This is a genomic window from Paenibacillus sp. FSL H8-0122, assembly GCF_038005345.1.
Lineage (GTDB): Bacteria > Bacillota > Bacilli > Paenibacillales > Paenibacillaceae > Paenibacillus_AQ.
Window position 1 is genome coordinate 4,461,046 of the sequence record NZ_JBBOTB010000001.1, and the last position, 14,047, is coordinate 4,475,092.

At 51.2% G+C, this 14,047-nt stretch carries 12 protein-coding genes; 3 read left to right on the forward strand and 9 right to left on the reverse strand.

Translation table 11 applies throughout. The features are described from left to right. Positions 1 to 113 precede the first annotated feature (113 nt). Positions 114 to 974, forward strand: coding sequence for an AraC family transcriptional regulator (locus NSS64_RS19315; RefSeq protein ID WP_340755323.1), 861 nt, complete (start codon positions 114 to 116; stop codon positions 972 to 974). Between the two features lie 162 nt (positions 975 to 1,136). Then, the gene (locus tag NSS64_RS19320; protein ID WP_341141184.1) at positions 1,137 to 1,982 is read left to right on the forward strand and encodes a DegV family protein; all 846 of its coding nucleotides are present in this window, start codon (positions 1,137 to 1,139) and stop codon (positions 1,980 to 1,982) included. Positions 1,983 to 2,006: 24 nt separating this feature from the next. Here NSS64_RS19320 and NSS64_RS19325 read toward each other — a convergent pair whose 3' ends face one another. The 8 genes from NSS64_RS19325 to NSS64_RS19360 all read right to left on the reverse strand — a co-directional run bounded on the left by NSS64_RS19325 (position 2,007) and on the right by NSS64_RS19360 (position 12,498). Further along, positions 2,007 to 2,366 (reverse strand): hypothetical protein, encoded by a 360-nt coding sequence (locus tag NSS64_RS19325; protein ID WP_341141185.1) that lies wholly within the window; start codon positions 2,364 to 2,366, stop codon positions 2,007 to 2,009. An 88-nt stretch (positions 2,367 to 2,454) separates the two neighbouring features. Then, positions 2,455 to 3,255: a class I SAM-dependent methyltransferase gene (locus tag NSS64_RS19330; RefSeq protein WP_340991975.1), complete on the reverse strand. Its 801-nt coding sequence runs from the start codon at positions 3,253 to 3,255 to the stop codon at positions 2,455 to 2,457. Between the two features lie 296 nt (positions 3,256 to 3,551). Continuing rightward, positions 3,552 to 5,384: a PAS domain-containing sensor histidine kinase gene (locus tag NSS64_RS19335; RefSeq protein ID WP_341141186.1), complete on the reverse strand. Its 1,833-nt coding sequence runs from the start codon at positions 5,382 to 5,384 to the stop codon at positions 3,552 to 3,554. A gap of 242 nt (positions 5,385 to 5,626) precedes the next feature. Continuing rightward, the gene (locus NSS64_RS19340; RefSeq protein ID WP_341141187.1) at positions 5,627 to 6,313 is read right to left on the reverse strand and encodes an ABC transporter permease; all 687 of its coding nucleotides are present in this window, start codon (positions 6,311 to 6,313) and stop codon (positions 5,627 to 5,629) included. Then, positions 6,306 to 7,223, reverse strand: coding sequence for an ABC transporter ATP-binding protein (locus NSS64_RS19345; RefSeq protein WP_341141188.1), 918 nt, complete (start codon positions 7,221 to 7,223; stop codon positions 6,306 to 6,308). The genes NSS64_RS19340 and NSS64_RS19345 overlap by 8 nt, the downstream gene beginning before the upstream one ends. A gap of 104 nt (positions 7,224 to 7,327) precedes the next feature. Further along, a complete protein-coding gene (locus NSS64_RS19350; RefSeq protein ID WP_341141189.1) occupies positions 7,328 to 8,263 on the reverse strand; it encodes a sensor histidine kinase in 936 nt (311 codons plus the stop codon). After that, a complete protein-coding gene (locus tag NSS64_RS19355; RefSeq protein WP_341141190.1) occupies positions 8,260 to 9,009 on the reverse strand; it encodes a response regulator transcription factor in 750 nt (249 codons plus the stop codon). The genes NSS64_RS19350 and NSS64_RS19355 overlap by 4 nt, the downstream gene beginning before the upstream one ends. A 672-nt stretch (positions 9,010 to 9,681) precedes the next feature. Continuing rightward, positions 9,682 to 12,498, reverse strand: coding sequence for an S-layer homology domain-containing protein (locus NSS64_RS19360; RefSeq protein WP_341141191.1), 2,817 nt, complete (start codon positions 12,496 to 12,498; stop codon positions 9,682 to 9,684). 289 nt (positions 12,499 to 12,787) lie between these two features. Between NSS64_RS19360 and NSS64_RS19365 the strand changes: the two genes are divergently transcribed. Then, complete coding sequence (locus tag NSS64_RS19365) at positions 12,788 to 13,279, forward strand: DinB family protein (protein ID WP_341141192.1); 492 nt, start codon at positions 12,788 to 12,790, stop codon at positions 13,277 to 13,279. A 74-nt stretch (positions 13,280 to 13,353) separates the two neighbouring features. Here NSS64_RS19365 and NSS64_RS19370 read toward each other — a convergent pair whose 3' ends face one another. Continuing rightward, positions 13,354 to 13,968 (reverse strand): uridine kinase family protein, encoded by a 615-nt coding sequence (locus NSS64_RS19370; RefSeq protein ID WP_341141193.1) that lies wholly within the window; start codon positions 13,966 to 13,968, stop codon positions 13,354 to 13,356. Between the last annotated feature and the right edge of the window lie 79 nt (positions 13,969 to 14,047).

A 14,047-nucleotide genomic window follows, 5' to 3' on the forward strand; every position in this document is an offset into this window, starting at 1 on the left:
GAATATGACATCATAGGTGGATAGAACGCATGACCTGTCATTAATGAGCAGAGAATAACAGGAACATCTGTGCGGTGGCATGTTAGGATGAACTCAGAAGGAGATGGGGAGCTTTGGAATGGCTGATTCGAATGAAGCATGCACTGGACTATATGGAGCTGAAAATGACTGAAACTCTGCGTATCGAGGATGTGGCTGAGGTAGCTTATGTCTCACCGTTCCACTTCCAGCGCATGTTCAGTATGCTGACTGGCTTCACGGTAGCCGACTATATCCGCAAACGCAGATTGACGCTGGCCGCCCAGGAGCTGGCGGTATCCAATATCCGTGTACTGGATGTGGCGCTGAAATACGGATATGACTCGCCGGAGTCCTTCGCCAAGGCGTTCCGCAAAGCCCATGGGATTACCCCTTCAGCAGCGCGTAAGTCTGGCGTCCAGCTCAAAGCTTTCCCCCGCATCTCGTTCCACCTATCATTGAAGGGAGATCAGGATATGGACTACAAAATCGTGGATAAACCAGCTTTTACCGTTATCGGCAAATCAATGGAGGTAACTACCCGTGACGGGGAGAATTTCCGCAGAATCCCGCAGTTCTGGGACGAATGCAATGAGGACGGCACTTCCGACAAGCTGATTGAGCTTAGTGCCTCCCGCGAATGGCTTGGCATCTGCACGGATATGGATATGAAAAAGGAACAGCTTACCTATTGGATCGGTGTCGAAGGTACTCCGCAGACAGATGCTCAAGGTTATGAGACCACTGTCATTCCGGCTGCCAGCTGGGCCGTATTCCGGTCCGAGGGTGCTTTGCCGCATGCGATTCAAGGGGTTTGGCAGCGGATCTATCAGGAATGGTTCCCGGGAACCGGCTATGAGCATACCGGCGGACCTGAGATTGAGCTATACCCGCCCGGCGATACGTCAGCTGAGGATTATGTGTGTGAAGTCTGGATTCCGGTGATGAAGAAATAAGAATCAAGGGTTACATGTAATGCGGGAACGGCTTCGCCTGTCTGTATGGACGGTGGAGCTGTTTTTTTTGTTTTGAGATTCTTCCCAAGCTTGGTATAATAAACAGATTATAGTTTTCTTAATCTAGTGTATTCTCATCCAAGAACGGTGAAGGAGATATTCATGTCTATCGTAAAAATCTTTTCAGACAGCACTTCCGATTTGCCGCAAGGCTGGAAGGACACATATGATATCGGTATTGTGCCGTTATATGTTGTTTTTGGAGATGGTACCTTCAAGGACGGGGTCGAAATCACCCCTGAAGAGGTCTACCGCCGCGTTGCTGCAGGCGGCGCCCTGCCTAAGACTGCTGCGCCTTCCCCTGCTGATTTCATCGCCGCGTTCCAGCCAGTGATCAGCAGCGGCCATGATATTGTCTATATCAGTCTGTCCTCTTCTTTATCTTCTACATATCAGAATGCACTCCTGGCAGCGGGTGAATTCCCCGAAGGCCGGGTGCATGTCGTAGATTCTGAGACCTTATGCGGCGGAATCGCGTTGCTGGTCATGAAGGCTGCACGTGCCGCAGCCAAAGGCGAGAGCGCTGCCAACATCGCAGCAATGATTACCGAAGCCCGTAACCGGGTAGAATCGGAATTCGTGGTCGATACGCTGGACTACTTATACATGGGCGGCCGTTGTTCTGGGATGCAGAACTTTATCGGCAGCCTGCTGAAGATCCGTCCGGTCCTCCGGCTGGTAGACGGAGCCATTGTCCCCGTTGCCCGCATCCGCGGCAAGAAGGAGAAGGCCGTGGAGCAGATGCTCCACCATGCGCTGGCGAATGCCGCCAATATGGACAAGGAGCTGCTCATTATTGCCCATACGCTGGCTGAAGAGGATGCCAAGATTCTGGAGACCGCGCTGCGCGCGCAGACCAGTGTTGAGGAGATCGCCGTCATTCATGCCGGCTGTGTCATCGGGAGTCACTGCGGACCTGCAACGGTGGGTCTGATGTATATGCGCTAGAGCGGGTGAGCCCCGCAGCAGGCATCAGGTCAGGCAGTGTTTTTCGATTACATTTGACTCACTTGCCTCGCGGTAGCGTAATGTGATCGGTTTTTCGATTACATTTGACTCACGTGCCTCCGCGCCGCCCATTGTGATCGGTTTTTCGACCATATTTGGCCGATGTGCTGTCGCGGCTCCTATTGTGGTCGGTTTTTCGATTACATTGGGCTCTCTCGCCTCACGGTAGCACAATGTGATCGGTTTTTCGATTACATTGGGCTCACTTGCCTCGCGGCCCAATGTAATCGGTTTTTCGATAACATTTCGTCCATAGGCCCCGCGCCAGCCCATTGTGATCGGTTTTTCGATTACATTTGACCCACTTGCCTGACGGTAGCGCAATGTGATCGGTTTTTCGATTACATTCTGCCAACAAGAAACAGCAGGCCCTCCGAGGGGACCTGCTGTTTTTCTTGTGTATGGGATTGAATTAAGTTGTCGTATCGGGATATAACGGGCTCAGCGGACCCTCAACAGCATCGGCAACCAGCGTGTAGAATTCGGGGAATCCCGGGTGCTCGGCACTCTTGATTTCTTCGAAGGTACGGATATATAACCCTTGCGAAGCGACAGAGGTCAGGATATCCCCCAGCGTCCAGCTCCGCACCACCACTTGTCCTAGGCCGGAGCGCTCCTCTTCAGGAAGCAGCTTGGCGAATGCAACTTCACCTTCTCTAAGCGTATCGTCAAAATAATTACCGGTGGGATGCTGAAGCGTCTTCGTGGTCAGCCATGCCCTGGCGAACGGGTGGAAGTCGGTTAGCAGGAGTCGTCCGTCTGCCTTCAGCCGTCTGCGGACCAAGGCAAACACCGCATTCAAATCAGTGAAATAATGTAAAATACCAAACTCCATCAGCACTACGTCGAACGTTCCCAAAGCTTCTTCATCGGGGATATTCATGACGTCTGCACAGATGTAATCCAGCTTCACTCCCGCTGCTTCCGCTACCTCGCAGGCATATAAACGGTTCTCTTCAGAAATATCCACAACGGTGACCTCTGCTCCCAGCACAGCGAAGCAAATGGCCTTCCTGCCGTGAGAGCCGAGCAGATTCAGCACCTTCAAGCCTGACGGATCGCCCGTGTACTTGAGCCAATACCGCAGCGTATGTGCGGGGTCCTGTTGCAGCCGCACTGCAAGCTCCTCAGGTGAACCATGGTACTGTGTCCAAGCCTGATACGCTTTCGTCTCCCAAGCCGCCTTATTCGCACGCGACATCTGCTCCTGCATGTTACTCCCCCTTGTAAGAAGAATTTGGAAATGGCACTTTCTGATTCTACTATAATCCGCTTACAATGCAACAAGCATTTTTACTGTGTCCCGTTAAGAGCCAATCGAAGGTGAGCAAGTGGAGAACATACAATTGTTTACGCTGCCCAAGCGTTAGAGTGGATATAACAGACAGAAACAACCCGCTCCCACTGTATCTTGGGGAACGGGTTGTCTGGCTTGATAGTTGAGAACAGGTGATTGTCCTCGATATACGAGAACACAAATGAACGTCAGCACTCGGCTCGGGTTACCCCTCAGGAGAGTAACTCAGGCTCGGGCTCCGCCTCCGCCTCTTCCTTCATAAAAGGCAGCATAAACCGGAAGATCGATCCCCGGTCCTCCTCGCTCTCCACGAAGATCGTTCCGCCCATCAGCTCCACGAGCTGCTTGCAGATGGCAAGTCCCAGCCCGGTTCCGCCGTATTTGCGGTTAATGGACGGATGCAGCTGGGAGAAGGACTGAAAGAGCAGATTCAGCTTGCTGTCGGCAATGCCTACACCGGTATCACGGACCGAGAACTCCAGCAGATATTCCGTTGAAGCGGGCAGCGGGATGTTCTTGACTGACAAGGTGACACTGCCCCGATCGGTGAATTTCAGCGCGTTGCCGACCAGATTAACGATAATCTGGCGCAGCCGGCTCGGATCGGTCGTGACAATGTCCGGCACACTGGTATCTGCCCACCAGCGCAGGGAGAGCTTCTTCTCCTCCGCCTTTGGAGTGAACAGATCAATAATGCCCTCCAGCATCTCCCGCAGATCGAAGCGTTCGGATTGCAGCGGCATCTTGCCGGCCTCCATCTTGCTGAAATCGAGGATGTCATTAAGAATCTGCAGCAGGCTGTAGCTGCTGCTGCGCAGAATCTCGGCGTAGCTGCGCTGCTCCTCCCCAAGCTCGGTCTCCAGCAGCAGGTCGGCCATGCCGATCATTCCGTTCATCGGCGTACGGATCTCATGGCTCATCATCGCCAGGAAATCCGACTTGGCCTGTGCAGCCTGCTCTGCTGATTCCTTGGCGCGGAGGATCTCCCGCTCGTTCGTAATATCGCTGAACGAAATAACCACACCGCAGATCACGCCTCTGTCCAGCAGCGGAGCGATCCGGTAATTCACGAAGAAGCTGGTTCCATCCTTGCGCCAGAAGACATCATCCGCCTTGCTGCGGGTAACTCCGTCTTGCAGGGTAAGCACGATGGGGCACTCCAGCGGAGAATGGCGGGGCGCGCCTCCATGCATGTAATGGATCATCTCCATCATCGGCAGCCCGGTCAGCTCTGACGGCTCGTAGCCCAGCATCTCTGCCCCTTCACGGTTAATGAAGATGGTCCGTCCGAGGTTGTCCAGGCCGAAGATTCCGGCAGAGACGGAGTTCAGAATGAGGCTAAGCCGTTTGTCCTCGGCCATCTCGAACACGAATTCGGCCTGCGGCAGCTCCTCGTCATCCTTCGCGGCGGCCACTTCATCCGCATACGCAGAATACCCGTCTCCTGCCTGCACATTCCGCTCAGCACCTGCTGCATGACTGCTGCTCATGCTCACCCAGCTATGCAGCAGACTGGACAGGGGCTGGTTCCCGGGATCATGGAGGATAGCGAATACACCGGCAATGCCTTCGTCTGTGTGAAGCGGCACATAGCGTACCGTAACCCCCGCACCGCAAGCACTTCCCGTACCCTTGGCACTTCCAGAATTCCCAGCACTCTCAGCACTCTCAGTAGTTCCAACACCAGTACTTACCACATTTACAGCACTAGTATTTCCCGCACTTCCAGCACCATAATTTCCCCCAGACTCAGCACCGCCGGCCCCTCTCCCCGTCTCTTCATGTCCTTTCGAGGCTTCCATGGCCAGCTCGAAGCCCGATGTAATCCCGGCCAGGGCCGCTGCGAAATGAGCCTCACCGGGCGGATGCATCCGGCAATCGTTCAATATGCCTGCCTCCTCGGCACTTAACATCCGGTTACTGTCCCTGTACCTTCCCTGCCTGTCCAGCACAATGATGAGGTCCGGATGATGATCGAACAACGCCCTATAAACACTTTCACCAGACAGCGCGTTGTCCAGAATAGAAGCCCAGTCTTTAAGCATAGCCCACCTCCTCCGCTGCTCCTTCAACCCTGCTATAGTTAGCGTCCGAAGACTGTATAAACGCTCTGATTATGTAGAACTCTCTGAATTAGTTCCTATTATAGCAAAAAAAACGTTAACGGTCGCCAGAAAAACATGGCACCGGGGCAGACTGTACAACGACAGAAACAGTGCAAGTCCTGTAGAAGGACCGCACTGTTCACTGCATTTCTATGAGAGGACAGGCTTGAATTCCGGCGATGTCAGCTTATATCCTGATGCTCGATCTTGCGGATGGAGAGGTAGGCAATCGCCACCCCGGCCAGGGCCAGGCTAACCAAGATCCCGAGCAGGTTACCCATGCGGAAGTTCCCGAAGCCTGAGGAGATCAGCATGACGATCAGCACGGCGGAGACAATCGTAGCCGATACAGATTTGCGGCGCATCCCGAAGTATAACGGAATCAGTCCGATGCCTGCCGCGTAGAGCGCATCTGTTCCGGCTGTTATCAGGTGGGTAAGCAGCAGCTTCTGTGTCAGCGCGCCTTGAATAACATTAGGCAGGAAATAACCGACACCTGCAAGAATACCGCTAATCACAATATTAGACAGCCAAATACTTAAGAAGGTGAACAGGAAGACAATGATCAGCTTGGCCGCCATGAGCATTTTACGCGGTACAGGGTACATGAACAGCACTGTGATTGTATTATTCTTATACTCGTCGATGACCAGCTTGCTGATCAGAACGGAGGCGAAGATGATATAGGTCGCTTTTACAAAAACAGACACCCCTTGAAATAAATCGCCATACGTTCCGAATTCCCCATCATCCATCCCGGTAAAGGCTAGAAGAAGCATAAGGACCAAAATGGCCAGATCCGCAATCAGCACGCCCTTAAGAAAAGTGAATTTACTCTTGCGCAGCTCCAAACGGATTAACTTAAGCATGGTTGACGCCCCCCATCAGTTCCACAAAATGATCCTCCAGCGAATGATGCTTCTTGCTCATACTCTCCAGCTCCACCTCTGCTGCGGACAGGGCCCGGCTCAGCTCTAGCTGCGGGATATCTTCATAGACACGAATGGTCCGCGGGTCAAGCACCTTGTAATTGCGGATGCCCAGCTTCCCCTCCAGGATGAAGACGGCCTTCGTGCACTCGCTAGTCACCAGTTCGATATACTGAGTTTGCTGATTTCGGATCGTATCCATAGCCACCTGCTCTACCAGCACCCCTTCACGGATTACGCCGATCGTGTCGGCAATCTGCTCGATTTCGCCCAGAATGTGGCTGGAGATCAGCAGGGTCATGCCATAATCACGGCTCAGCATACGGAACACCTCGCGCAGCTCCTTGATTCCAAGCGGGTCCAGCCCGTTGATCGGTTCATCGAGGATCAGCAGCTCCGGCTTGGTCATGACCGCTCTGGCAATGCCCAGCCGCTGCTTCATCCCCAGGGAGAAATTCTTCACCGGCTTGCTGTCCACCGCTCTCAGCTTCACCAATTCGAGTGCTTCCTCTATCGCGTTGGTATCATAAAAACCCATATACTCCCCATGCAGCGCCAGGTTCTCGCGGGCACTCAGCTTGTCGTAGAACACCGGGTATTCAATAATGCTGCCCATGCGCTTCAGCATGTCGTAAGAGCGGTGGGTCATCTTCTCCCCGGCAAATTCAATCTCGCCCGCCGTCGGCTTCACCAGATTCGTGATCATTTTCATCACCGTTGTTTTGCCCGCGCCGTTCGGCCCCAGGAATCCGTAAATTTCACCCTGCTTAATCTCCATATTCACACTGCTTACAATTTCCTTATCCTCATAGACCTTGGTCAGATCCCATGTCCGGAGTATCGTTGTCATTTTCCGTTATCCCCTTTAGCCTCGTCTTGTTCTTCCTGGTATTTATTCTACAGGGCGGAATTTGCTTTTTTCTTACTGAAATCTTACTTAATTCTTAAGAAGCTTCAGAAGGACTGTCTGGGAAAAGAAAGCGTAAACGCCGTACGCACGTGTGGCTGGCTGCTCAGGGAAATGGTGCCGTTCATCTGCTCGGTCAGCCGCTTCGTAATCGTCAGCCCCAGGCCGCTGCCCTGGTAGTCGCGGTTGCGCGAATCCTCCAGGGTGTACAGCCGCTCGAATACTTTATCCTCGTGGCCTTCGGCAATGCCCTTGCCCCGGTCCCACACTTCTATGCAGACCCGTCCGGCGTCCGGGTACAGCTTCAGCCCCAGCACTCCCCCTGCATTACCGTAGGTAATCGCGTTAGAGAGCAGGTTCGTCAGAATCCGGTCCAGCGCCTCATCGTTGCCCATGATATGAAGCGGCTCTTCCGGGATCTCGATCTGCACATCCGTGCCGCTCTCACTAAGCAGATCATAGAAGGCCAGAATATTCCGGCGGCAGACCTCGCCCAGTTCTACCCGCGAGAGCGGGATATCCCGGTCCCCGGACTCCAGCTTCGCCAGATCAAAGAACCGGTTCATCAGCACAATGACCTCACCAGCCTTGTTATGAATCGTCCGCAGCATCCGTTCCTGCTCTTCCTTGGATATCGCCTCATCATGCAGCAGCGTCTCAATATAGCCCAGCACCACCGTCAGGGGCGTCTTCAGATCATGCGACACATTCGCCAGCATTCCGCGCATGGATTGCTCCAGCTTACTCTGCTTGGCCGCTCCCTGATGATTGACATCGAGCAGCCGGTTCAGATCGGTCAGCAGCTGCTGCACCTGCGGACTGCTGCTCATCAGCAGCAGCCGCTCATGCGATCCGCCTTCTATGATGCTCTCCAGTTTATAGTGAATGTAGTCCAATTGGCGGGCATGCTGCCGTGAATTCAGGAACTGCAGCGTAGTGATCACAAGCAGCAGCACAAGCAGAACCAGCAACAGGATGATCATAATAGGACATCCCCCAGCTTGTAGCCGATCCCCCACAGCGTCTTGATATACTCTGGACGGGAGGGATCATCCTCAATTTTCTCGCGCAATCTGCGCATATGTACATTAATTACGTTCTCATCGCCAAAATAATCCTCTTCCCAGACTTGGCTGTAAATCTGCGCCTTGGTGAATACCCGGCCCGGACTGCTCACGAACAGCTTGAGGATGTGGAACTCCTTGGCGGTCAGCTTCAGGTCTTGCCCGTTCTTCCGCACGGAGAAGTTATCCAGGTCCACGCTCAGTCCGCGTAGCTCGATGCCCTTCGGCTTCTCTGGCTGAGACTCCCCGCTGCCCTGCGATCCGCTCCCGGCAGCAGCCTGGCTTCCAGATGCAGCATACCCCGCCCTGCGGATTGCCGCCTTCACCCGGGCCGCCAGCTCAATCATCGAGAACGGCTTCGTAATATAATCATCCGCGCCGAAGCCCAGCCCCAGCGCCTTGTCCACATCGCTATCCTTCGCCGACATGATCAGCACCGGCACAAGGCTGCCGCTGCGGATGATCTGCAGCACATCCGTGCCGCTGCGCTTCGGCAGCATCAAATCCAGCAGCACGAGATCGTAAGCATGGCCGCCCATGAACTTGCTCACTGCCATGTCCCCGTCATATGCGATCTCCACCTCATAGCCCTCTTTGGTCAGATAAGAATGGACCATTTCGCTGATCGCTTCATCATCCTCGATCAGCAGCACCCTCTGTTGCATAATGAACCTCCTGTACTTCTATTTAACATCGCATGTAGTAACAGGCAGCTATAACAAACTAACGCCGGCTTCTACAAGCCCGAGTATATAGATCTGCGACAAGCAAAAATCGTTGATTTCAATGACAATACCATGATCGGATGGAGCTTTTGTTAAAGTATACCAATGCTGCGGACGCGATTCTACTAAAAAGAGCTATCTCTACACTCGGAACTTAAGTTAGTAACATACTTCCGGATTTCACCATAATTACTGATAGAACTTCCAACTGCCGTTGCCGCAACAAGCTCTCAATTAGCTTACAGTATGGGGTAGAGGGTACGCCGCTTCTTTTTTTTAAATCATGCCCATAATACAACATTCTGCTCATAAAAGCGTCCATAAATTAGAATTGTTGTAGGAAATGCAGCATTTCTCCACCTACAGGCGGATTAATAGAAAAATTCTTGCATTTCGTGCAACAACCCCCTCCGAACAAAAGCTATTTACAGAACCAAGTTGTAATATCTGCAACATTATTCAAATACAGCATCACTGCTCAGCAGCTTAACTCTGGGTTGACTGCATATTACCCGCTGATACCGCCAGAACAATATGCAACAAAGCAGCGGCTCTCCAAGTAACGGGAGAAGCGCTGCTCTGTTATTTCTGATAATCTGCTGTATTTGGTTATTATTCCTTAGCCAAAGTAATATCCAGGGGATCAACAAGCCGGCCCTCTTTAACTTTAAATTTACGATTTATATCGATTCTCTTCTGATGCTCAGCATCCCAATAGAAATATACATCGTATTCCCCATCCGGCAGATAAAAATCAAAATTGCCATTGGTAACTGTTGCTGCATAGGAAAGCGGAGAATCCGTACCGGCCTCAGTAATCATTAGCACTCCATTAGCATGTGGAGTTCCATCCTCATTATAGATCTTGCCTGATATTGCTAAAGGTACCTTGATATCAACCGGTCCGGCGGCAGGTTCACCATTGACAATTGTTATCTGTGTACGTAAGGGTATACTTTCTGAATTCTTAATGTTCAGCATCTGTATGTTATAAGCGCCATCCGGTAAATAAAGATCAAACTTACCTGCAACCACATTGACCGTATAAACCCCGAAATTCTGAGCATTCATTTCTCTAATTTCCAGCCATCCGTCGTCAATCGGGGAGCCGTCCGCGAAGGTAATGCTTCCTTCAATTTTTGGAGGCAATTTTATATTCAGATTACTCTTCCCGTCAATGACCTCAAATAAATAATTAATTCTTAATTGATTGTTAGTTTCGCCATAGATTAACATTTCTACGTTATAATGACCGTCGGGTAAATTAAAGTTGAACCTGCCTGCTTGGATTTTGGCACTATACCAGCCAATCGGCCCGCTGTCCAGGCGCTGTACAAAAATTTCTCCATCCTCAACTATTGTCCCGTCCGAATACTGTATCATGCCTGCCTGCTGCTCAGGAATGAGAATATGCACTTCCCGGTCAGCCTTGCCATTCATAACGTAAAACATATAGTAGAGTGAAATATTCTCTTGTGTAGTTGTAGAACGCATGGAGTAAATTCTGTACGTCCCATCCGGTAAATTCATCAAGAATTGCCCGTTCATCACTCCAGCGATGTAAATCGTATGATCGTTATCCCGTTCTACGTATATAGTGCCTGTATCTACAACCTTCCCGTCTGCATGCTCAATGACCCCTTTTATAAGACTAAGATTAATATTAGGCGGTGTTGGAGCTGCCGTTGCCGTTGACCAAGGTGTGGGCGTCGGTGTTACTTCCGGCCACGAGGATGGGGACGGTGATGGTGAAGTTACCGCCGTTGGTGTCGCTAACGGTGATGGTGATGGTGATGGTGAAGTTACCGCCGTTGGCTTCGCTGTCGCCGCTGGTGTCGGCGTTGCCGTCGGTTCTGGCGTTGCTATTGGTGTCGGCGTTGCCGTCGGTTCTGGCGTTGCTATTGGTGTCGGCGTTGCCGTCGGTTCCGCTGTTGGTATTGGCGTTGCTGTTGGCTCCTCCGTTGGTGCTGCTGTTGGTGTCGCTGCTGGCACCGGAGTTTCTGCCGTACTGCCGCCTCCACCAGTTCCTCCCCCTCCGCCTCCAACTAACACGGCCGCTGTAGGAACTGTAGAAGACGCAGCTACTGTTTTATCAGAACCAGCTATATTCACTTTCACATCTGCCGGAACATCTGTGCCGATCGTAAGATTACCTGGAGCATTCTCTATTGTAATGCCCGAAGCGTTGACTACCGCATTCCCGATGTTGCCTTTACCCGATACTTGTATTCCGGCGTTCATTGTCATAGATTTGATATTGCTGCTATTGGCCAATTTATTACTGCCCGCTGTCTTATCAACGTTGACTGTCTCGACAGTGCCCCCGCTGAGTTCAATGTTAAGGCGTGATGCAAGAATATTTACAGCCTTGAAGCTGCCGGTCAACAGAATGCGGGCATCGGCTGGAATTTCAGGTGATAACGTAAGGGTACTGATCTCAGCACCGGTGAGGGATTCAACGGCAGCAGCGGACTGAATCTGAAGGTTATGGATTTGGGTCTTTCCTTCAGCAACCACTCTTACACTGCCCTCTTCCTTGTCAACACGCACAGAACCCAGTGTGGAATCCGCAAGATGAATACTGTTAGCCCCGCCGCCCTCAATTGCGGTATTTCCTCTTACTGTTACATTCTGGAGCCGCACATCGCCTTCAGCTATGCCTTCGCCCAGCAGCAGATCTCCAGTGATATTCATATTACGGAGTGTGATACCTGGCACGCTGACCACTACATCACTGTCTACTTCCGACATTCCTGACAACGGACCATAGATACCTGGTGTTTCATAGATGATTACATATTCATCGGAATCTGCATTTAGCAAGGATAGCGCCCTGTCCAAAATGACTACTGTCTCTGCCCGGGTTGCATAAGCGAGGGGCCGAAAGTTCCCATCACCGGAACCCGTCATGATACCTTGTTCGCTTACAGCCCCGATAGCACCTTTGCTCCAAGCTGCACTCTTAGTAATATCCCTGAACTCAGGAGCCGCAGCCGGTGCTGTCAGCTTGAGCAGCTTGCTAATGATCACAGCCAGCTCCTGACGGTTGATCTTCTGATCAGGCTTAAAGGTCCCATCCTCGTAGCCCTGAACATAGCCCGCAGCATTAGCCTGCAAAATACTTGAATAATACCATTTACTGCTGGAGATATCGCTAAAATTAGCTTTTTTCGTTTCAGTGAATCCAAAAGCCCTATTAATCAAAACCGTTAATTCCGCCCGAGTCACCGGGTTATTCGGCTTGAATTCACCATCAGGGTAGCCGGCGATCAGACCTTGATCCATCCATTTACTGATTTGATTCTTCGCCCAATTACCACCGAGATCGGATACATTGCCCGCAAAAGCTGAGACAGCCGGCAATATCGCAAGACATATGGCGAGTGCTCCAGCTATTACTTTTTTTCTTACACTTCTCGTGATAAACAAACTGATTCCCCCGACTATGTAGTTATAAAAGCATACAAATTATAAATTCCCTTGCTCTATCTAATCCTTAAGCCCTATGAATCCGTTAAAATTATAGCATGATTCCGGTAAAAGATTGGTATATTTCCGGATTTTATTTTCTAACCGGGAAAGTGAAAAAAACCTCCTAATGACTGATTTATCATCCGGTCTATGAATTCTGTGAACCTGACAGGCTGTCGTCCAGTTTCTCATATTATAATGAGTGATATAATCTCTTATTCAATCTGACAGAAAAGGCGGAATGATCATGGCAGCCAAAACCAATAAGCAGCTCATCCTTGAATTTGAATCGTTCATCACCTATATTCAATCGCTGGACCGCTTGGAAGATGCAGACTGGGAGGCTCCGCTGGAGGCCGGAAAATGGTCCCTGCAGGATGTCCTCTGCCACATCATGCTGTGGGACAAATACTTTTATGAAGAGGCCCTGGTCAAAATCCAAGAAGGCCTGCCGCTGACAGCTGCGCATCTGGACTTCAATGCATTCAATGCCAATGCGGTTCTATACGCCAGAACTGTGACCCGGCAGGAAGCCATCCGGCAATTCGTCCTGTACCGGACCAAGATTACCGGGCTTGCGGCCTCTTTCAGCGATGCGGCGCTGGAACAGAATCATCCCGATGGGGACGGCAAGAAATTCAACATCCGCAGGTATCTGAGAGATTTCATCTCCCACGACAAGCATCATAAGAAGCAGATAGAGAAATATGCAGCATCAGTTGCGGTCCCTAAATCATAAAACTGCGACCCCGTCTGTCCACTGAAATCTGGATAGATGGAGCCGCAGCTTTTCAACCTACTTGTGGTCAGAAACTAAGCTTCCTGATTCCTAATCACAATCTCGAACTTCTCATGATACGGATGCATGAATAATTCATACTGAATTCTACGCTGTTCATGGGACTTCATTAAGTATCCGATATCCGTGCCCCGCTCGGCCACATCCCGGATTCCCCTGCGCCTCAGCTCGGTCTCCCCATCCGTGTGCAGGTATACTTTGAGGTCATACAGCCCCGGATCGGTAAAAGCAACACTCATGCCTTCGACAATATTAATCTTGTTGCGCGAAGATAACAGCGTACTCTTGGTGTAATGGGTATCCATCGTATACAGGCCGAGGCCGTCCCTCAGCATACGGATATCCCGCTCCAGCGCGGCAACGTTATGGGCCAGCAGGTGGCACGCCGTCATTTTATCACGGTATTGTTCATTGTGGTATTCATAGTCAATCATCGCGTACTTCCTGAGACTAGAACCGATAATGTAAGGGTCTGTATTCAAAAGATTCACATTCTCCTGCCCGAGCAGGCTGATCAGATGACTGGCAAACGTCGTCTTTCCCGATGCTCCGTGACCCGAAATCCCTATGATAACCCTCCCGGTCTGACCGCTGATCCACTTGACGATTCTCTGTAATTCCTGTTCCATTGGCCTGTGTCCTCCGCATATCCTTGATAGATGTAATAACATCTTATACTATCATACAATGCGGCCCGGGAAGCTGCTG